Source organism: Flavobacterium sp., from assembly GCF_046153165.1.
Classification (GTDB): domain Bacteria; phylum Bacteroidota; class Bacteroidia; order Flavobacteriales; family Flavobacteriaceae; genus Flavobacterium.
In genome coordinates this window covers 1-19,398 of record NZ_JBJXEN010000025.1, presented here as the reverse complement: position 1 = coordinate 19,398, position 19,398 = coordinate 1, and the positions used below count along the sequence as shown (strand labels likewise).

The 19,398-nt window shown below is 30.6% G+C and carries 21 protein-coding genes; 9 read left to right on the top strand and 12 right to left on the bottom strand.

Features of this window, described 5'->3' with window-relative positions; all coding sequences use genetic code 11:
- The first annotated feature begins 83 nt into the window (after positions 1-83).
- The 3 genes from ACKVOV_RS03620 to mtaB all read left to right on the top strand — a co-directional run bounded on the left by ACKVOV_RS03620 (position 84) and on the right by mtaB (position 3,023).
- A complete protein-coding gene (locus ACKVOV_RS03620; RefSeq protein WP_409205409.1) occupies positions 84-1,259 on the top strand; it encodes a GlmU family protein in 1,176 nt (391 codons plus the stop codon).
- Positions 1,244-1,588: a hypothetical protein gene (locus ACKVOV_RS03615; protein ID WP_409205408.1), complete on the top strand. Its 345-nt coding sequence runs from the start codon at positions 1,244-1,246 to the stop codon at positions 1,586-1,588. The genes ACKVOV_RS03620 and ACKVOV_RS03615 overlap by 16 nt, the downstream gene beginning before the upstream one ends.
- 106 nt (positions 1,589-1,694) lie before the next feature.
- A complete protein-coding gene (gene mtaB, locus ACKVOV_RS03610) occupies positions 1,695-3,023 on the top strand; it encodes a tRNA (N(6)-L-threonylcarbamoyladenosine(37)-C(2))-methylthiotransferase MtaB (protein WP_409205407.1) in 1,329 nt (442 codons plus the stop codon).
- 141 nt (positions 3,024-3,164) lie between these two features.
- Here the strand turns inward: mtaB and ACKVOV_RS03605 are convergent, their stop codons facing one another.
- The 5 genes from ACKVOV_RS03605 to ACKVOV_RS03585 form a co-directional block, all read right to left on the bottom strand.
- Positions 3,165-3,593 carry a c-type cytochrome gene (locus tag ACKVOV_RS03605; RefSeq protein WP_409205406.1) on the bottom strand — a complete coding sequence of 143 codons (429 nt, stop codon included), beginning with the start codon at positions 3,591-3,593 and terminating at the stop codon, positions 3,165-3,167.
- 161 nt (positions 3,594-3,754) lie between these two features.
- Positions 3,755-4,876, bottom strand: a complete 1,122-nt coding sequence (locus ACKVOV_RS03600) for a hypothetical protein (RefSeq protein ID WP_409205405.1) — start codon at positions 4,874-4,876, stop codon at positions 3,755-3,757.
- A gap of 141 nt (positions 4,877-5,017) precedes the next feature.
- A complete protein-coding gene (locus ACKVOV_RS03595) occupies positions 5,018-5,359 on the bottom strand; it encodes a hypothetical protein (RefSeq protein ID WP_409205404.1) in 342 nt (113 codons plus the stop codon).
- Between the two features lie 108 nt (positions 5,360-5,467).
- Positions 5,468-6,916 (bottom strand): glyceraldehyde-3-phosphate dehydrogenase, encoded by a 1,449-nt coding sequence (locus ACKVOV_RS03590; protein ID WP_409205403.1) that lies wholly within the window; start codon positions 6,914-6,916, stop codon positions 5,468-5,470.
- A gap of 141 nt (positions 6,917-7,057) precedes the next feature.
- Positions 7,058-8,446 carry a Do family serine endopeptidase gene (locus tag ACKVOV_RS03585; RefSeq protein ID WP_409205402.1) on the bottom strand — a complete coding sequence of 463 codons (1,389 nt, stop codon included), beginning with the start codon at positions 8,444-8,446 and terminating at the stop codon, positions 7,058-7,060.
- A 302-nt stretch (positions 8,447-8,748) separates the two neighbouring features.
- Here ACKVOV_RS03585 and dapF point away from each other — a divergent pair, with 302 nt between their 5' ends.
- The 5 genes from dapF to ACKVOV_RS03560 all read left to right on the top strand — a co-directional run bounded on the left by dapF (position 8,749) and on the right by ACKVOV_RS03560 (position 12,778).
- A complete protein-coding gene (gene dapF, locus ACKVOV_RS03580; protein WP_409205401.1) occupies positions 8,749-9,525 on the top strand; it encodes a diaminopimelate epimerase in 777 nt (258 codons plus the stop codon).
- A 10-nt stretch (positions 9,526-9,535) separates the two neighbouring features.
- Positions 9,536-10,069 carry a GNAT family N-acetyltransferase gene (locus ACKVOV_RS03575; protein ID WP_409205400.1) on the top strand — a complete coding sequence of 178 codons (534 nt, stop codon included), beginning with the start codon at positions 9,536-9,538 and terminating at the stop codon, positions 10,067-10,069.
- Positions 10,070-10,079: 10 nt separating this feature from the next.
- Positions 10,080-11,111 carry an endolytic transglycosylase MltG gene (mltG, locus tag ACKVOV_RS03570; protein WP_409205399.1) on the top strand — a complete coding sequence of 344 codons (1,032 nt, stop codon included), beginning with the start codon at positions 10,080-10,082 and terminating at the stop codon, positions 11,109-11,111.
- A gap of 2 nt (positions 11,112-11,113) precedes the next feature.
- The gene (locus tag ACKVOV_RS03565; RefSeq protein WP_409205398.1) at positions 11,114-12,028 is read left to right on the top strand and encodes a DUF2279 domain-containing protein; all 915 of its coding nucleotides are present in this window, start codon (positions 11,114-11,116) and stop codon (positions 12,026-12,028) included.
- A gap of 108 nt (positions 12,029-12,136) precedes the next feature.
- Positions 12,137-12,778, top strand: a complete 642-nt coding sequence (locus tag ACKVOV_RS03560) for a peptidoglycan-binding protein LysM (protein ID WP_409205397.1) — start codon at positions 12,137-12,139, stop codon at positions 12,776-12,778.
- Here ACKVOV_RS03560 and ACKVOV_RS03555 read toward each other — a convergent pair.
- The 3 genes from ACKVOV_RS03555 to dnaA are packed head-to-tail and all read right to left on the bottom strand — an operon-like array spanning position 12,775 to position 15,384.
- Positions 12,775-13,491, bottom strand: a complete 717-nt coding sequence (locus ACKVOV_RS03555) for an SAM-dependent methyltransferase (RefSeq protein WP_409205396.1) — start codon at positions 13,489-13,491, stop codon at positions 12,775-12,777. The genes ACKVOV_RS03560 and ACKVOV_RS03555 overlap by 4 nt on opposite strands.
- Before the next feature lie 6 nt (positions 13,492-13,497).
- On the bottom strand, positions 13,498-13,953 hold the full coding sequence (locus tag ACKVOV_RS03550) for a low molecular weight protein-tyrosine-phosphatase (protein WP_409205395.1): 456 nt from the start codon (positions 13,951-13,953) through the stop codon (positions 13,498-13,500).
- Between the two features lie 3 nt (positions 13,954-13,956).
- Entirely contained in the window at positions 13,957-15,384 is a 1,428-nt protein-coding gene (dnaA, locus tag ACKVOV_RS03545; protein ID WP_409205394.1) for a chromosomal replication initiator protein DnaA, read from the bottom strand.
- 198 nt (positions 15,385-15,582) lie between these two features.
- On the opposite strand from dnaA, the gene ACKVOV_RS03540 reads away from it, so the two are divergent.
- Complete coding sequence (locus ACKVOV_RS03540; RefSeq protein WP_409205393.1) at positions 15,583-15,984, top strand: acyl-CoA thioesterase; 402 nt, start codon at positions 15,583-15,585, stop codon at positions 15,982-15,984.
- Positions 15,985-16,034: 50 nt separating this feature from the next.
- On the opposite strand, the gene ACKVOV_RS03535 is transcribed toward ACKVOV_RS03540, so the two are convergent.
- The 4 genes from ACKVOV_RS03535 to ribD are packed head-to-tail and all read right to left on the bottom strand — an operon-like array spanning position 16,035 to position 19,326.
- Complete coding sequence (locus ACKVOV_RS03535) at positions 16,035-17,093, bottom strand: acyltransferase family protein (protein ID WP_409205392.1); 1,059 nt, start codon at positions 17,091-17,093, stop codon at positions 16,035-16,037.
- Between the two features lie 6 nt (positions 17,094-17,099).
- Complete coding sequence (locus ACKVOV_RS03530) at positions 17,100-17,708, bottom strand: IMPACT family protein (protein WP_409205391.1); 609 nt, start codon at positions 17,706-17,708, stop codon at positions 17,100-17,102.
- A 6-nt stretch (positions 17,709-17,714) separates the two neighbouring features.
- The gene (locus tag ACKVOV_RS03525; protein WP_409205390.1) at positions 17,715-18,326 is read right to left on the bottom strand and encodes an HAD family hydrolase; all 612 of its coding nucleotides are present in this window, start codon (positions 18,324-18,326) and stop codon (positions 17,715-17,717) included.
- Entirely contained in the window at positions 18,319-19,326 is a 1,008-nt protein-coding gene (ribD, locus tag ACKVOV_RS03520; protein ID WP_409205449.1) for a bifunctional diaminohydroxyphosphoribosylaminopyrimidine deaminase/5-amino-6-(5-phosphoribosylamino)uracil reductase RibD, read from the bottom strand. The genes ACKVOV_RS03525 and ribD overlap by 8 nt, the downstream gene beginning before the upstream one ends.
- Positions 19,327-19,398: the final 72 nt, after the last annotated feature.

Genomic DNA, 19,398 nt, shown 5'->3' with positions numbered 1-19,398 from the left:
CTCTTTTTTTTGTGGTAGACACTAAAAAAACTTCGTAACTTTGATTAAAATTAATCAATTAGTCAAAACAAAAAGCAAAAAAAATGAACTACATACTTTTTGACGGAACAGTTCGCAATGCATTATTGCCTTTTACATTTACACGTCCAGTTGCTGATATTCGTGTAGGAATTTTAACCCTTCGTGAAAAATGGGAAAAATATTTGGGTTCGACTACAACAACCTTAACAGAAGAATATCTTTCTGAAAAATTCCCAATGGTTGAGTTGGAAGAAAATGTAATGATAAATGCCTCTTTTTTACCAAACGAAATTCTATCTGAATTGGTTTCTAATCTCGAGCCAAATCAAGCAATTTTTAAAGGCGAAGAAGTTATCGCTTTTTTTACACAAGATTCACAAGAAGAAGTTGATTTTGAGACTTACGAAATTATAGAATACAATGAAGATTGTTTCACAATAGAGCATACTTGGGATATTTTTCAAAAAAATGACATTGCGATTCGTGAAGATTTCGAATTAATAACTCAAGACAGGACATCACAAATCATTCCTAAAAGTGTGAATGTAATTTCTCCAGAAAATATATTTATAGAAGAAGGTGCAAAATTAGAATTTGTAACCTTAAATGCGTCTACAGGACCTATTTATATTGGTAAAAACTCTGAAATAATGGAAGGTTCTGTTATCCGTGGGCCATTTGCTTTATGTGAGGAAGCACAAGTAAAATTAGCCACTAAAGTTTATGGTGCTACCACTGTTGGACCTCATTGCCGTATAGGTGGAGAAGTAAACAATTCTGTTTTATTTGGCTATTCAAATAAAGGACATGATGGATTTTTAGGAAACTCAGTTTTAGGAGAATGGTGTAATATTGGGGCAGACAGTAACAATTCGAACCTAAAAAATAACTACGAAGAAGTAAAATTATGGAGTTACGAAACCGAAAATTTTGCTAAAACTGGATTACAGTTTTGTGGACTAATGATGGGTGATCATAGCAAATGTGGAATAAATACCATGTTTAATACGGGAACTGTTGTTGGTGTAAGTGCAAATATTTTTGGCTCTGGCTTTCCTCGTAATTTTGTACCAAGTTTCTCTTGGGGAGGTGCTTCTGGATTTACCACTTACATTACTAAAAAAGCTTTTGAAGTTGCTAAAGTAGTTATGTCTCGCCGTCATGTAGAGTTTACCGAAGAAGATGCTAAGATTTTAGAGCATGTTTTTGAGGAAACTAAAAAATGGAGGAAAGAATAATTATGTTAGGATTTGTATTAATTTATTTTATTTGGAAAAGATTTGCTGACTTAGCATTTGAATATAAACACAAAAAATGGGTTTTTGGCTTAATAGGCGTAGCTTCTTATTATTTGGGCACCCTTATTGCTGGATTAATCTTAGGTCTTCTCATTCTATTTTTCGATTTCAGCATTGATTTTGACAATACTTTTTTAATGTCATTAATAGGTCTTCCCTTCGGTGTATTAACATGTTATTTGGTTTATTCTTTTTTGAAAAAAAAATGGGAAAAAGAAATAGTTATTGTAGACTCCATTGAAGATATTGGCAAACCAACTTTAGAATAATCAAATTACTTATGTTTAATTTTTTAAGAATTTCTTAAAATCAAAATTTGTATGTAATTTTGCACTCTCAATTTTTTGACAACGATTTCATTAATTGAGCTATCTTATGGAAAATAGAAAAAAAGTAGCATTCTACACTTTAGGTTGTAAATTAAATTTCTCTGAAACATCAACTATTGCAAGAAATTTTCAAGACGAAGGTTTCGATCGTGTCGATTTTGAAGAAGTTGCAGATATGTATGTCATCAATACTTGTTCGGTAACCGAAAATGCCGATAAGCAATTCAAGCAAATTGTAAAAAAAGCAATGAAACTCAACGACAAAGCATTTGTTGCCGCCGTTGGATGTTATGCTCAACTAAAACCCGAAGAATTAGCCGCTGTTGATGGTGTAGATTTAGTTCTTGGAGCTACCGAAAAATTTAAAATCACCGATTATATAAACGATTTGTCTAAAAATGATATGGGTGAAGTACATTCTTGCGAAATTGAAGAAGCCGATTTCTATGTAGGAAGTTATTCTATTGGAGATAGAACTCGTGCATTTTTAAAAGTACAAGATGGTTGTGATTACAAATGTACTTATTGTACAATTCCTTTAGCTAGAGGAATTTCCAGAAGTGATGATTTACAAAATGTATTGAAAAACGCTTCTGATATTTCTAAACAAGGAATTAAAGAAATTGTACTAACAGGAGTAAATATTGGAGATTACGGAAAAGGAGAATTTGGAAACAAAAAACACGAACACACTTTTCTTGATTTAGTAAAAGCTTTAGATGAAGTAGAAGGAATCGAAAGATTGAGAATTTCATCAATAGAACCAAATCTTCTAAAAAATGAAACGATCGATTTTGTTTCAAAAAGCCGAACATTTGTACCACATTTCCATATTCCGTTGCAAAGCGGAAGTAATGAAATTCTAGGAAAAATGAAACGTCGTTACCAACGCGAAGTTTATACTGACAGAGTTGCCAATATTCGCCAAGTTATGCCGCACGCATGTATTGGTGTCGATGTGATTGTTGGATTTCCAGGCGAAACCGACGAGCATTTCCTAGAAACCTATAATTTCTTGAATGAAATGGATATTTCCTATCTGCACGTTTTTACTTATTCAGAAAGAGACAATACCGAAGCGGCAATTATGGAAGGTGTTGTTCCAATGAATGTAAGAAACAAAAGAAGTAAAATGCTACGCGGACTTTCGGTAAAAAAACGTCGTGCTTTTTACGAAAGCCAATTAGGAACCAACAGAACGGTTCTTTTTGAATCTGAAAATAAAGAAGGTTACATTCACGGATTTACAGAAAATTATGTGAAAGTAAAAACACCTTGGAATCCAGAATTAATAAACACACTTCACGAAATAAATCTAACAAAAATTGATGAAGACGGAAGTGTGAGAATGGAATTTTTGAATATTGAGGTTTAGGTGGTTAACGTTTCGCAACTTGGCGCTAGTAGCGAAGCCAGCGAACGTATTATTTTCGGTTAAATATAAACATTTTCGGAAAGGAAATTATGAAGGATGAGTAAATTAGCTATTACGCCAAACTGCTGTTGGCAGTAGTTTTTATTCATTTTTTGTATATTCATATAACTCATTTAATTGAGTTTCATTAAGAGATTTGTTCCACATCATTTTATGATAATCAATTTTCATTTTGCTGAACATAGTAGTGTCTGCTTTTGTAATCTTTTCTGTTAACCAATTCCAAAGTTTTGTTGAATCTATTTTAGACAAAGCTGGTCCAGTTATATTTTTGTTAAGTTTATGACAAGCAGCGCAATTTGAATTAAATATTTCTTTACCCTTTTTAGCTTTCTCTGAAAGGTTAATTGAAGCATTTCCACAAACAAATTCCGGTTCTATAGATCCGCAAACAAATTCATTATTACTTTTAATATTCCAAAAATAAAAGCATATAATACCGATAACAACAATAATAAAACCGCTAGTTATTATCAGTATCCTGTAAATTGATTTATTAAAAGTGTTCATTCGATAAGCGGTCTTCAAAAATTACTGCCAACGTTCCGCCGCTTCACGCAGTTGCGAACTTAGGAACTGATTATTTTCTGTTAAAGATAAAAATTCTTGCGAGAAATAAACGTGAATTTACTCCAAAATTCGCAATCTTGCCAAACTCCTGTTGGCAGCAGTTATTTCCAATTATACTCATTGTTGAAATCATCAATATTCTCAAAAGTCTTTAAAACTTTCTTTTTATCGTTATTATTTAATGAGAATAAATTACTGATTTTGTCAATGTAATAAGGGTTTTTTACTTCAGGATTTACAATGATTATTTTTTTTGAATCTTTATACCATTCCAAATCTTGATATTCAATTATTGCACGCCTAAAAAGAGAATTAGCTTCAAAGTCAAAATCTGGGAAAGAATATCCAATAATAATTATTTCATCAGCGTTTTGAAGTTTATTACTTGCTACTTTGGCTTGTAGTGAAAATACCCGATTTGTTCTGTATGATTTATGCGCATGAGGTGGAATTATCATTAGATTTAAAAAAGAACCACAATAATCACAAGTCCACCCGTCACCCATATCTCCGTCAATATCGAAAACAGCAGGAATACTGTGTCGGACACAAGATCTGTTTTTACAATTATACCAATTTATAGAGCCATGTAGCTTTAGAAAATAAGGCTTGTGGTAGTTGTTAAATGCGTAATCACCAAAATCAGTGTTGTTGTTTGATTGAGGTGGAATTAATAAATTATGAGTATTATTTATGAATTCTTTACCAATTAGTTTTTCTTTTAATATTGATTCAATAATACAATCCCAGTTATATGTAATTACAGTGTCATTTTCAGTTAAAGAATTACTAATGTTTTTGTATAATGTTGTGTCAAAAGGTTCGTGATGATAATTTTCTAAAACACTAAATAAGAATTCTAAAAGTTCCCTTTTAGCTTTATTTACTAATAAGATTTCATCATTGAAATAATAGTCGCCTTGCTCTATAAATTCAAGGAAAGAATAAACCTCTTCTATGTTTATGTTAGAATTAATTTCAGTGAAATATTTTTTATCACTGAAATTTCTTTTTGATTTAACATTAAAAAAACCTTGAATAAACTTGTTAAGTGAAGTGTTATAAAAGCAATAATTTTTTAAATGATTATTATTCCATAATGAGTTTACATATTTAGACTGAAAAAATTCTCTAGCTAAAGGAATTGGAATATCCAAATTTCTTGTAGCATGTTTTGATGCTCCAGCACCCAACACAAAAACTCTTTTTTTATTTTCATTCATTATTTAGCGATAGTGAGGTTAATTGCTGCCAACTCATAAATAAACGAAGGTTTATCATACAAACGATTATAATCATTTGTAAATAATTGAAAAACGTATTTATCTATCTTTCAAAGATAATAAAATCGGTGACTAAAAAATTCAATACTTATAATGAAACCTGATTTTAGTAATTCTAAAAACCGTTTCGCCATATTGTTCTAAAAACTCAAATTTATTTCTGCCTGGTTCTTCTAAACTAATAATGTTTTTAGCAGAAATCTCGAAGTACATTTTTTCTCCTTCAAACATAAATCGTTCACCATTATTCCGGTAAGCTGAACGAATGAGCACAAATTCAGATAAATTCCAGGTTATAAAATCGGGATTATTTATTTCTAAATTCGAATACAAACCTTCGGTAATTTCGGTTTTACAACCATAATACTTTTCGATATTTTCGAAAAAATGTATTATTTTTTGGTTTGTTTCTTCTGAAGTCATATCATAAAGATATAATTTTTTACAAAAAAAATCCGCTTCGATTTCTCAAAGCGGATTTTTTTTGTTTTTCTTCAACTGTCATATTTAAAACTGTCGAAGCATTATCTACTAATAATAAGTATATCTTCTTACTTTAGCAATATATTTTGCCAAACGAATTACTTGGTGGCTGTAACCATATTCGTTATCATACCAAACATACAATACGATATTTTTACCATCGGTAGAAACAATCGTAGCATTACTATCAAAGATAGATGGTGCTGATGTTCCTACAATATCAGAAGACACTAATTCGTTGTTTAATGAATATTTAATTTGCTCTACTAGTTCTCCTTCTAAAGCATATTTTTTCATGATGTTGTTTACCTCTTCAATCGAAGTTGTTTTTCCTACTTCAAGATTTAAAACCACAAGTGAGCCATTAGGAACAGGAACACGAATTGCATTAGAAGTTAATTTTCCAGCTAAACTTGGTAATGCCTTTGCTACTGCGCTTCCAGCTCCAGTTTCTGTAATGACCATATTTAATGCTGCTGCACGACCACGACGGTACTTTTTGTGCATATTGTCTACTAAATTTTGGTCATTTGTATAAGCGTGAATCGTTTCTAAATGTCCTTTTACAACACCTAAAGTATCTTCAACTGCTTTCAAAATTGGAGTAATTGCATTAGTTGTACATGAAGCCGCAGAAAAAATATTTACCTCGTCTGGATTGTATTCATTTTGGTTTACACCATGTACAATATTTGGCACTCCTTTTCCAGGTGCTGTCAACAATACTTTGTCAACTCCTTTTGAAGTTAAATGTCTTGCCAACGCTTCTTGAGTTGTAAATGCTCCTGTATTATCAATAACTAGAGCATCTTCGATTCCGTAAGCTGTATAATCTATGTCTTCTGGCTGATTTGCTGTGATAATATGAACCGTTGTTCCGTTGATGATTAAAGCATTATTCGCAACATCTGCCACAACCGAACCTTGAAAGTCTCCATGAATAGAATCGTAACGCAACAATGAAGCTCTTTTTTCTAAAGTAGTTGCATCGTTTTTGTCACGAGTAACAATCGCACGCAAACGCAATTGGTTTCCTTTACCCATTTTTGACATTAATTCTCTAGCTAACAAACGTCCAATACGTCCAAAACCATATAAAACTACATCTTTAGGGTGAATATCTTCTGTATTTTTAGCATCTTTTAATTTATCTATTACAAATGATTTTGCATCATTATATTTGTTGTTTTCAAGATGAAATTCGTAAGTTAATTTACCAATATCTAATTTTGATGGTGGTAAATCTAACGACAATATTGCTCTGGCGATTTCTACCGAATCAAATACCGATATTGGTTTCCCAACAAATTCTCCAGCATATTCATGTAAGTTAATAATGTCGCTTACATTTCTGTCGATTAATTGGTTTCTAAAAAGAACCATTTCGATAGATTTGTCATACCACAAATCGCTAATTATTTTTATTAATTCGACTCCTGCTCTTCTTCTGTCTGCTTGAAAAGCAATTTCTTTTTCGTAAACCGTTGTGTTGTTCATTGTTTAAGTAAAAAAGGATTATTATTCTTTGTGATGCAAAAGTATAGATTTCAATCGTTTTCGTAAAGGATTTTTATAGTTTTTTTAGTATCAAAAAAAACCAGTCTAAAAAGACTGGTTGATTTAATTTTTTAAATAATTTTACAATAAAAACCTCAATATCTGACCGTTTACAGTAATAAGTTCTATCTGCGAACGTTGGCTTTCTGATTTTTTAGATAAAACCTTAGTTACCGTTTCAATATCAGTAGCTTTTACATTATCGATACTTAAAATAACTGCTCCTTTTAGTTGTTCTGCGTAACCTGAGAGCTCATCATTGGTAATATTTTCAATTTTAACACCATATTTGATATTAAACTTCTTCATATCACCATTATCTATATCGGCTAATTCTAACCCTTTCAAATCGTAATTAATCAATTCTTTTTTAGTTAACTTAACAGGAATAGTTATATTCTTATCATTACGAATAATCCCTACTTTAATCTCATCATTAGGACGTTTTGTATTAATGTATGATGTTAAATCTGCAAAAGAAAGAATACTTTTTTCATCTAATTTTGTAATAATATCATCTTTTTTAAGCCCTGCTTTTTCAGCACCAGAATTTTTAGATACCTTATTCACTAAAACACCTGTACTTTGTTTTATTCCTAATTCTTTTGAGGTAGCACTATTTAGTTCTCCTGCTTCAATTCCTAAAATACCACGTTGTACATTTCCGTATTCCATCAAATCTTCAACAATTTTTCGAGTTAAATTAGACGGAACTGCAAACGAATATCCTACATAAGAACCAGTTTGAGAAGAAATCATAGTGTTTATTCCTATTAATTCGCCTCGAGTATTTACTAATGCACCACCACTATTTCCTGGATTTACAGCCGCATCAGTTTGAATAAACGATTGAATACCATTGTTTGATAAATCTCTCGCTTTTGCCGAAACAATTCCAGCAGTAACAGTCGATGTCAAATTATAAGGATTACCAACTGCAAGAACCCACTCTCCTACTTTTAAATTGTCAGAATCACCAAAAGTGGCATAAGGCAACTTTTCGTCTGCATCAATTTTTAGCAGGGCAATATCCATTTTACTATCGGTTCCTACTAATTTTGCCTTGTATGTCTTATTATTATTTAAAGTAATTTCAAGCTCTGTAGCATCTTTTACAACATGATTATTGGTAACAATATAACCATCTTCGCTAATAATAACACCCGAACCTGTTCCTACTTGTGTTTGCTGACCTCCGCCAGCTCTAGAACCATAAAAGAATTCTAACATCGGATTATTAGGAATGTTCGAAACAGAAACATTTTTTACATGCACCACCGTATGAATTGTATTTTCAGCAGCAGTCGTAAAATCAATATTTTCGGCAGTAAGCCCTACATTTTTTGCATAATTACTACTCGCAATAGACAATTTAGAGGAATTACCTTCTTCCATAAATAGTTTGTAAGCTCCCAGCGTTGTAGCCCCGCTTAACAAAGACACAAAAAATAAACTTGCAAATTTTTTCATAGTTAAATGTTTTTATATTTTAAATTCTAAACGTAAATTTAGAAATTTGTTGTCATCATAAAAAGAGTTTAACGCTCGTTTAACAACTTTTAACTTAACATTAATATTTGTACTTTTGTAATAGTTTTTAGAAGCAAAACATTATAATTTCTAAAAAACGTCATTCCTGCTTTCGCCTTTAGTTTCGACAAAAAATCGAAAGCTATCGGCTCTATCAGGGCTAAAATTCATATTTTTCGTTTCCTTTGAACTTTTTCAAAAAAAAAAAAAAAAAAACGATTAACCAATAAACTATTGCCAAAATGAAACTTTATAAATACCAAGGAACAGGAAACGATTTTGTCATGATAGACAATCGTTTGCAAGCATTCCCAAAAGAAAATACAGCACTTATCGAAAAACTTTGTGACAGAAGATTTGGTATTGGTGCTGATGGCCTTATTTTATTAGAAAACGACGAGTCGACCGATTTTAAAATGGTTTATTACAATTCCGACGGAAACCAAAGTTCTATGTGTGGCAATGGCGGACGATGTCTGGTTGCTTTTGCAAAAAAACTAAATATAATAAAGGACAAATCAACATTTACAGCAGTAGATGGTTTGCATCACGCTTCAATCGATGAAAATGAAATTGTTTCACTTCAAATGAAAAATGTAGATGAAGTAAATATTCATCATAATTATATTTACTTAAATACAGGTTCTCCCCATCATGTCCAATTTGTTAATGATTTATCTAATTTTGATGTCAAAAATGAAGGAGCAAAAATTCGTTATAGCGATTTGTACGGAAAATCAGGAAGTAATGTAAATTTTGTAGATCAAATTTCCGAAAATGAATTTTCAATAAGAACCTACGAACGTGGTGTAGAAGACGAAACACTATCTTGCGGAACAGGCGCTACAGCAACTGCTATTGCTATGAGAGCGATTGGAAAAACAAATAGCAACAATATTACTATAAATGTGCAAGGAGGAAAACTCGAAGTTTCATTTAATGAAGAAAATGGAATTTTTACGAATGTTTTCTTAAAAGGCCCAGCAGAATTTGTTTTCAGTACTGATTTAACATTCTAAACAATCTATTTTGATTACATTAAAAGGAAATAATATTTACCTCCGTGCACTAGAACCTGAAGATTTAGACTTCGTTTTTAACGTAGAAAATAATGAAACTGTTTGGGAAGTTAGCAATACACAAACACCTTATTCTAGATTTCTAATTAAACAATATCTAGAAAATGCACATCAGGACATATATGAAGCCAAACAATTGCGATTGGCTATTTGTAAAAATAATGAGTTGAAACCTTTAGGATTAATAGATTTATTCGATTTTGATCCTAAAAATAATCGAGCAGGAATAGGAATCATTATCGAAAACACAGAAAACAGAAATCAAGGAATAGGAAAAGAGGCTTTATCGCTTTTAGTCAATTATGCTTTTATGAAGTTAAATTTGCATCAATTGTATGCAAATATTGGTAGTAATAATGAAGTTAGTTTAAAGCTTTTTACTACTTTTGGTTTTCAAAAAATTGGAACCAAAAAAGATTGGACTTTACATGAAGGAAAATATTTTAATGAGGAATTGTTTCAATTGATAAATACAAATTTTTAATTTTTTAGTTTTGAATAAAAAGAAAATTGCCCTTATAGTTTCATCAATTTTAGTAGCCTCTTTTGCTATTTACGTTTATATAAATGTGTTTTCAAATAATACAAAGTTCGACAAAAATGAACTTTATGTGTTTATCCCAACCGGATCAACTTATGAAGATGTGCTTAAAATTATTGAACCGAATGTAAAAAACATTAATAAATTTAAATTTGTTGCAGAAAAACGTTCTTATAACAGCAATGTTTTCTCTGGAAGATTCTTGTTCAAAAAAGGAATGAGCAGTTTCCAGATGATTACTGCACTTCGTCATAACGAACCATTAAATCTTGCTTTTAACAATCAAGAAAGTTTAGAAAAGTTAGTTTCTCGCCTTTCCTCTCAAATGGAAGTAGATAGCATAACACTTATAAACAGTCTACGTGATACTGTTTTTATGAAAAAAAACGGTTTCAATAACGAGACTATTCTAGGCATGTTTATTCCAAATACTTATGAAATAAAATGGAATATTTCGGCAGAAAAATTTCGTGAAAAAATGGCAAAAGAATATACTATTTTTTGGAATAACGATAGATTAGCAAAAGCAAAAGCGCTAGGAATGACATCTCAACAAGTCATCACATTAGCATCAATAGTACATAAAGAAACAGTAAAAATTGACGAGCGCCCTCGTGTTGCTGGTGTATATCTAAACAGACTAAAACTCGAAATGCCATTACAAGCAGATCCAACGGTAATTTTTGCAGTCAAAAAAGAATCTGGAGATTTTGATCAAGTTATCAAAAGAGTTCGTGGAGATATGCTAAGACTTACCTCTCCTTATAATACTTATGTACATACAGGATTACCTCCTGGACCTATTGCTATGCCAGATATTTCGGCTATCGATGCAGTGTTAAATCCAGAAAAACACGATTATATTTATTTTTGCGCTAGTGTAGAACGTTTTGGTTACCATGATTTTGCATCAACTTATGAGCAACATCAAGTTTATGCAAAAAAATATGCAGAATGGGTTACTAAATTGGGTATCGAAAAATAATTTTGAAATTATATTACTACATATATTTAAGTTTATTTTTTTTTTCATTTCCTGTTTTTGCCCAAAACAAAATAGAGGTTTTCCTAAAACCCGCAGATTCTTTACTTACCCAAAGAAGAAATACAGTTGTAATTACTGAAGCTCTTGCTATTTCTGGAGCTTTAGTTGGTTTGAATGAGCTTTGGTACAAAGATTATCCTAAATCTAAATTTCATTTTATAAATGACAATAAAGAATGGCTACAAATGGATAAATTGGGGCATCTATATTCTGCCTATCACATAGGAGATGCTGGTGTAAATTTATTACAATGGAGCGGAGCTACAAAAAAACAACAATTAATTTATGGGTCAACTTTAGGTTTTGTATTTCTAACTGCTGTTGAGGCTCTCGATGGATATTCTGAAAAATGGGGTGCTTCTTCTGGGGATATTATAGCAAATGCTACAGGTACAACTTTATATATTTCTCAAGAATTACTATGGAAAGAGCAACGAATTGTACCCAAATTTTCTTTTCACAACACATCTTATGCTTCCATACGACCAGATGCATTGGGAAAATCACTAAACGAACAAATATTAAAAGATTATAACGGACAAACGTATTGGTTGTCTGCAAACGTTCATTCGTTTTTTCCGAGATCTAAAATACCAAAATGGGTAAATGTAGCTGTTGGATACGGAGGCGAAGGAATGATTTCTGGAAACAAAGATATTTCTGACGTAAATAGTAGTTTTGAAGACAAAAGATACCGTCAATTTTACCTCAGCTTAGATGTAGATTTAACAAAAATTAACACAAAATCACATTTTTTAAAGACATTTTTTTCGATTTTTAACACTATAAAAATCCCCGCACCAAGTGTCGAATTAACATCTAACGGAGTTGTTAACTTTCATTGTTTATACTTTTAGAAAAAATTAACATATTATATTTCAACAAGTTACCTTTCGGTTGTAAATTTGCCCTGTAGAAATTTTCTAATTTTGATGGTTTTACCTAGTTAGAAAGAAAAATAATTTATGACAAAAAAACAGATATTTTACATCGGAATATTTGCCTCAATTACAATTTTAAGTTCTGGTTTTAAACCATTCTCTTCTGAATTTTTCCCTTGGTTTCATGTATTTGAAAAAGAAGAAATGTTTTATACAGTACCTACCGAAACAGAACTTAACCAAACTTTTTTTGACATCCCTTTTACTGGAAAAACTTTTGTAGGATTTAGACAGTCTTTAGCCGTTCGTGAATCTCAAGGAAAGTATTCTAAAGTAAATACATTAGGATATTTAGGAAAATATCAGTTTGGTTCGGAAACTTTACGCATTTTAGGAATTAGAGATACTCTTTCTTTTCTAAAAAGTAGAACATTGCAAGAAAAAGCTTTTTTAGCCAATTTATCTAGAAACAAATGGGAACTTCATGACGAAATCGCCAAATATTCTGGAAAAATAATAAACGGAATAGAGGTTACCGAATCTGGAATTTTAGCTGCAGCACATTTAGGAGGAACAGGATCCGTAAAGAGATTTTTAAAAACGAATGGGCGCAAAAAATGTAAAGATGGTTATGGGACTTCTATTATAGAATATATGAAAGATTTTGCAGGTTATGATACCAGTTGTATAGAACCCAGCGAAAAAGCAAAAGCGAGACATTACTAATACGTTTTATGAATAATAAAAATACAAGGTCGGTTATGTAAATCGACCTTTTGTTTTTTCCATAAATTCACTGTCATTGTTTTGATGTATTCAGTTGGTAAAGTAATATCACAAGCAACACACAAAAGCGTATTGGGTTGTAATGTTTGCAAAATATCTTCTAACAATTTATTGTTTCGATAAGGTGTTTCAATAAACAATTGCGACTGATTCTTATCGAAAGATAATTTCTCTAACCCTTTTATTGCCTGTTTTTTTTCGGATTTATCAATTGGCAAATAACCATTAAAGGTAAAACTCTGACCATTCATTCCAGAAGCCATAAGTGCTAACAAAATTGATGACGGACCAACTAAAGGAACAACTTGAATGCCTTTTTCGTGAGCAATCTTCACAATAACGGCACCAGGATCTGCAACACCAGGACAACCTGCTTCGCTCATCAAACCAACATTATGACCTTCTAATAAAGGTTTTATAAAATCTAGGTGTTCTTTGCTATCGGTGTGTTTATTTAATAAAAAAAGTTTTAGCTCTGATTGTTTCTTCTCTGGATGAACAATTTTTATAGATTTTCTTGCAGTTTTCTCATTCTCAACAATATAATAATCTATAAAATCGATAGTTCTTTTAATTGTTTGAGGTAAGACATCATCAGCGTTCATTTCGCCAAGAGTAGTTGGAATAAGGTATAGTTTCCCTAGAATATTCATCTTGGTTTATTTTTTTAAAAGTCTTTCCTTAATTACATCACAAGCTTCATCTAGCATATCATAAACTCTTTCAAAACCATCTTGTAGGCCATAATAAGGATCTGGAACATCTACGTTTTCATCAGGAAATAATTCATTAAGAATGAGTTGCACTTTTGCTTTTTCATTTTCATGAGAGGCAAGTGCGATTACATCTTTATAATTCTGATTATCCATTACATAAATATAATCAAAATCTGAGAAATCTTGTTTAGAAAATTGACGCCCTTTTAAAGACGAAATATCAATACCTTTTTCTTTTGCTATATTTATGGATCTTGCATCGGGAGGATTTCCTATATGCCAATGTCCAGTTCCAGCAGAATCTACAATAAAATCTGATGAAAGTTTAGATCGTAAAATACCTTCGGCAAGTGGGGAACGACAAATGTTTCCCAAACAAACCATCAATATCTTTGCCATATTTTATAGAGATAATTTTTTATTAATATCATCAACAAATTTTTTAAATTGTTTGTCGGTAGAAACTAAATTATCAACTGTCTTACAAGCATGTAAAACAGTAGCATGATCACGGTCTCCAATTTGAGAACCAATATTTGCTAAAGAAGCTTTGGTGTATCTTTTTGCAAAAAACATAGCCAGTTGTCTTGCTTGTACAACGTGACGTTTTCTTGTTTTAGATTGTAAAATCTCTAAATCCAACTGAAAATAATCAGAAACTACTTTCTGAATATAATCTATAGATACTTCACGTTTTACATTCTTAACAAATTTCTCAACTACTTGTTTAGCCAATTCTAAAGTCACTTCTTTTTTATTGAAAGAAGATTGTGCAATAAGAGAAATAATAGCTCCTTCTAATTCACGAACATTACTTTTTATGTTACGTGCTACATATTCTATAATTTCTTCAGGAATTTCTACACCATCACGATATAAGATATTCTTTAAGATAGAAATTCTTGTTTCGTAATCTGGTTGATGCAATTCCGCAGATAATCCCCATTTGAAACGAGACAACAAACGTTGTTCTATATCCTGCATATCAACAGGAGCTTTATCCGAAGTAAGAATTACTTGTTTTCCGTTTTGATGCAAATAGTTAAAAATGTGAAAAAATACATCTTGTGTTCCTGTCTTTCCTGAAAGGAATTGAACATCATCAATAATCAAAACATCAATTAATTGATAAAAATGTATAAAATCATTTCTCGTGTTTTTCTTAACAGAGTCTATATATTGTTGTGTAAATATTTCGGCAGAAATATACAAAACTGTTTTATCTGGGTACTTATCTTTTATCTCTACTCCTATTGCGTGAGCAAGATGAGTTTTCCCTAAACCTACACCACCAAAAATAAGTAATGGATTAAATGATGTTCCTCCAGGTTTATTAGCAACAGCCATTCCTGCAGATCGAGCCAATCTATTAGAATCTCCTTCTAAAAAATTATCAAAACTATAATTTGCGTTTAGCTGCGATTCAATCTTTAAATTACGAATTCCTGGAATAATAAAAGGATTTCTTAATTCTGGGTTTTTTTGTTGTACGGGAACGTCAATTTCTTGCGTTTTTACTGGCGAACGGTGTGCACTTGGTAATTGTTCTGTAAACGGAAGTTTATTACCATAAGTGTTTTCCATTTTAATTTTATAAAGTAACTTTGCATTTTTACCAAGTTCTTTAGTTAATGCTACTTTAAGTAATTTTACGTAATGTTCTTCTAGCCATTCATAAAAGAATTTACTAGGCACCTGAATATATAATGCGTTATCAGTTAGTTCAACAGACTTAATAGGTTCAAACCATGTTTTATAGGCTTGCTCCTGAATGTTATCTTTTATAAAAGATAGACAGTTGTCCCAGACTGATTCAGCAGTTTTATTCATAGTATGCATGCTTACGCTTTAAAATTATAAGGTTATCTTTACAAAAAAACAAGTAGATTTTTTGATTAATTCGGGATAGCAAATATGAGTCATAAAATCGTTAAAAAAAAATTTTTATGCTATTGATTTTATAAAAAAAATGTCGTAAGAGTCTTTTTTTTTAACGTTAAACAATTATTAAATTTTATATAATACTAAATGAAAGAATATCAATTTAAAGTCCGTGTTCGTTATGCCGAAACAGACCAAATGGGAGTAGTTTATCACGGAAATTATGCTCAATATTTTGAAATGGGACGCGTTGAATGGCTTAGAAACCTAGGAATTTCTTATAAATGGATGGAAGAAAACGGAATTATGCTTCCTGTAGTTTCACTAACCATGAATTACAAAAAACCAGCTCGTTATGATGATGAATTAAGAGTGAAAACAATTTTTAAAAGTCAGACCTCAGTCAAGATTGAATTTGATTATGAAATCTATAATGAAAGTAATGAGTTATTAACAACTGGTAACTCAGTTTTGGTATTTGTAGATATGAAAACAGGAAGACCAACTTTACCTCCAGATTATGTAAATGAGAAACTAAAACTTATGTAAAATATTTTTTATCCTAAAAAAGAATGTCACAATTTTTTAAAAATGAAACTCTAATGTTTTTTCTTTTTTATAAAATAAAGTTCATAATATTTATATGATAAATGGGAAATAAGAATTGTAACTATTATCACTATAAAATTATACAATACAACAACTATCGATTTATCAAAATAAAATTTACTAAATACTTTTAAATAAATTAATCCTATAAGTTGGATTACAATTGAATGATACATATATATACCGTATGAGATTTTACCCAGATAAATCAATAGTTTATTTTCTAATAACCTTAAAGGAGATAATGTCATCAAACTAATTACAATTGAAAAAAGAATCATACTAAAAAAATGATAGGCTTCAACAGAAAAATAATTAATAAAAATATTAGTTGTAAAATATATTATAAAAATAAAACACAACACATATAAAGCAGCCTTATATATAGATAAAAAGGTTTGTTTTAAAAATAATATTGAAAAAAGTCCACTCGAGGTAAAATAAAAGAAGTACATCCCAAATTTTCTAAATAAAGGAGTTCCTTCATAAAAAAAAATCGAAAAAAAAGTCAGTGTAAAAATTAATAAAAAAAGAATTGTTCTTTTTGCCGGCAAAAAAAATATAATAGGCGCTATAAATAAATAAAACTGTTCTTCAACTCCTATAGACCATAAAACTTCTATAATACCTCCTGGACTATATAAAAAAACAAAAACATTTGGCAAAAAAAACAGTGAGAGTAATAATCCTTCGTACAAATTATAATTACTATCAAATGGAAAACCAAATTTTGGAAGTATAATATTATAATATAGCAATCCGAAAAATAAAATTAAAAAATAAAGAGGAAAAATCCTTAAGACTCTTCTTAAAAAGAATTTTTTTAGTGAAATAGTATTTGTAGTTTTCTTTTCTATATGTAACTGTCTAATTATCAGGCATCCGCTTAATGAAAAAAATACATTAACAGCCTCTGCCCCTTTATGAAAAATAGGGAGTAAATTATAAAATGGAATATTATGCTTGCTGCAAAATTCTGGTAAATGAAAAATAACCACAATAATTGCAAGAAAAAACCTTAGTGAAGTAATGTTTGGCAGAATTTTCATATTAAACTAAACTTCTTTAATTCCAACCTCAAAAATCGCTTCAAAAATATCAAAAATGTTCTTAGCATTTTTTTTTCGGGTAGCAATTTCTATTTGGCAGTCTTCTTCCATTTTTTGAGAAATAATCATAATATTTTTTTCTTTAATAACTCGCATCACTTTATTCATATTCTTGTAATCAAACTGAACTAAGAAATGGGTGTCAATTGTCTTTTCTACAATTTCCGATTCTTCAAGAGCCATTTGCGCAGTGGTTTTATAGGCCGTTATGAGTCCGCCAACACCTAACTTCACACCTCCAAAATATCTAACTACTACCACTAAAACGTTAGTAATATTATAAGATTGAATTTGTCCGTAAATTGGCATTCCCGCACTATTATTAGGCTCACCATCATCATTAGCACGATACTGGATTTTATCTGTCCCAATCTGATAAGCATAACACCAATGTCGAGCTGAGAAATGTTTTTTTTTAAGACTTTCTATATGAATTTTAACTTCTTCTTCTGAAGTAATTGGAAATGCGTAACCAAAAAACTTACTGTTTTTTTCTTTAAATAAAACTTCAGTTGATGGTTCAGTAATAGTAAAATAAGTGTCTTTAATTTCCAAAAAAAATTATTTAAGAATAAATTTTTTATCAAAAAGTTCTACAACATCTTCTTTGCCTGGAATAATATTCCAAACTTGCATTCCTAAAGATGCTGCAATATCTGTATTTTCTTTTTTATCATCGATAAACAAAGTACGATTTGTTACCAAATCATGTTTTTTGATAATATAATTAAACGCTTGCGGATCTGGTTTACGAGCTCCAATTTCGAAAGAAAAATATACTTTTTCGAAGCATTGATAAAATTCCCTTATAAATGTAGCTCCGAGCATGTGCTCAAATTTTGCTATATGAATTTCATCTGTATTGCTTAACAAAAATAATTTATAATTCATCATAGACAGCCGTTGCAAAAACTCTAATCTTTGTAAAGGAAAATCTAAAAGTACAGAGTTCCAAGCAGCTCTTATATCATCAATGGAAGCATTTGGGATTAATTTTTTTAACCCAATAATAAATTGAACTTCTGTTAATTTTCCCCGTTCAAACTCCTGATTTAAATATTCAAGTTCATCATTCCAAGAATGTAGCCCTAATCTTTTTAATGCCTTAAGCGAAGCTTCTTTATCAAGATTGATAAATACATCGCCAAAATCGAAAATAATAGTGTTAATCATAATTCAAATAGATTAATAGTTCGTCACTTCCTATTTTGCTTTTCGCCACTATTTTTCCAGTAATATTAGGGGCTTTTGTACCACTAGAAAACATCTCTTTTCCTTTAAAAACCCTTGCTTCATCCCATAAATTTGCATTTATAAAAGTTTGCAAAGTTTGTCTTCCGCCTTCTACAATCAAAGACTGTAAATTATTATCAAATAAGAATCTCGCAATTTGTAAAGCTATATTATCAGAATAACATATTGTCTTGTCAGAAATTACCAATGTTTTTTGGCGAATATCAAATATATGACTTTCTTTTGGAATTCTATTATTTTTATCTAAAACAATTCTTGTCGGATTTTTTCCTGCCCAATCTCTAACATCTAATCTCGGATTGTCATCGATAACTGTTTGAGTCCCTACAAGTATGGAGGCTTCTTCACTTCTCCATTTGTGTACTAATTGACGAGAATATACATTAGTAATCCAAACTGGTTTTTGCTCATTTTTTGAAGATGGCGCAATAAATCCGTCTTCACTTTCTGCCCATTTTAATATAATATAAGCGCGCTTTTTTTCGTGAAAAGTAAAAAATCGCTTGTTAGATTCTCGACATTCTGCTTCAAGAATTCCTACAATTACATTAATACCAGCTTCTCTTAATTTTTTTATTCCTTGACCAGCCACTTTAATATTAGAATCTATGGTTCCAATAACCACATTCGGAATTTTATATTTAATGATCAAATCAGAGCAAGGTGGTGTTTTTCCAAAATGACTACAAGGTTCTAAACTGACATAAATTGTCGATTTAGATAATAAAGTTTTGTCTTTTACCTCATTTATTGCATTTACTTCGGCATGATTTCCACCATAAGCAGAAGTATAACCCTCTCCTATAATTTTATTTTCAAAGACAATTACTGCTCCAACCGAAGGATTAGGCATAGCTGCGGGCAAACCATATTTGGCTAATTCGATGCAACGTTTTATATAAAATTCATGTATCTTCACATCACAAAAATAAGATTTTACTTTTAGAATGAACAACATTATAATTAGAGAAATTCAACAAAAAGACAATCA

What these genes read in the sequence shown, in the direction of transcription:
- ACKVOV_RS03615 (WP_409205408.1), top strand. Translation starts at nt 1,244, where the DNA reads ATGGAGGAAAGAATAATTATGTTAGGATTTGTATTAATTTATTTTATT.
- dapF (WP_409205401.1), top strand. Translation starts at nt 8,749, where the DNA reads ATGAAACTTTATAAATACCAAGGAACAGGAAACGATTTTGTCATGATA.
- ACKVOV_RS03605 (WP_409205406.1), bottom strand. Translation starts at nt 3,593, where the DNA reads ATGAACACTTTTAATAAATCAATTTACAGGATACTGATAATAACTAGC.
- mtaB (WP_409205407.1), top strand. Translation starts at nt 1,695, where the DNA reads ATGGAAAATAGAAAAAAAGTAGCATTCTACACTTTAGGTTGTAAATTA.
- ACKVOV_RS03535 (WP_409205392.1), bottom strand. Translation starts at nt 17,093, where the DNA reads ATGAAAATTCTGCCAAACATTACTTCACTAAGGTTTTTTCTTGCAATT.
- ACKVOV_RS03555 (WP_409205396.1), bottom strand. Translation starts at nt 13,491, where the DNA reads ATGAATATTCTAGGGAAACTATACCTTATTCCAACTACTCTTGGCGAA.
- ACKVOV_RS03620 (WP_409205409.1), top strand. Translation starts at nt 84, where the DNA reads ATGAACTACATACTTTTTGACGGAACAGTTCGCAATGCATTATTGCCT.
- ACKVOV_RS03590 (WP_409205403.1), bottom strand. Translation starts at nt 6,916, where the DNA reads ATGAACAACACAACGGTTTACGAAAAAGAAATTGCTTTTCAAGCAGAC.
- ACKVOV_RS03560 (WP_409205397.1), top strand. Translation starts at nt 12,137, where the DNA reads ATGACAAAAAAACAGATATTTTACATCGGAATATTTGCCTCAATTACA.
- ACKVOV_RS03525 (WP_409205390.1), bottom strand. Translation starts at nt 18,326, where the DNA reads ATGATTAACACTATTATTTTCGATTTTGGCGATGTATTTATCAATCTT.
- ACKVOV_RS03600 (WP_409205405.1), bottom strand. Translation starts at nt 4,876, where the DNA reads ATGAATGAAAATAAAAAAAGAGTTTTTGTGTTGGGTGCTGGAGCATCA.
- dnaA (WP_409205394.1), bottom strand. Translation starts at nt 15,384, where the DNA reads ATGAATAAAACTGCTGAATCAGTCTGGGACAACTGTCTATCTTTTATA.
- ACKVOV_RS03595 (WP_409205404.1), bottom strand. Translation starts at nt 5,359, where the DNA reads ATGACTTCAGAAGAAACAAACCAAAAAATAATACATTTTTTCGAAAAT.
- ACKVOV_RS03540 (WP_409205393.1), top strand. Translation starts at nt 15,583, where the DNA reads ATGAAAGAATATCAATTTAAAGTCCGTGTTCGTTATGCCGAAACAGAC.
- ACKVOV_RS03585 (WP_409205402.1), bottom strand. Translation starts at nt 8,446, where the DNA reads ATGAAAAAATTTGCAAGTTTATTTTTTGTGTCTTTGTTAAGCGGGGCT.
- ACKVOV_RS03550 (WP_409205395.1), bottom strand. Translation starts at nt 13,953, where the DNA reads ATGGCAAAGATATTGATGGTTTGTTTGGGAAACATTTGTCGTTCCCCA.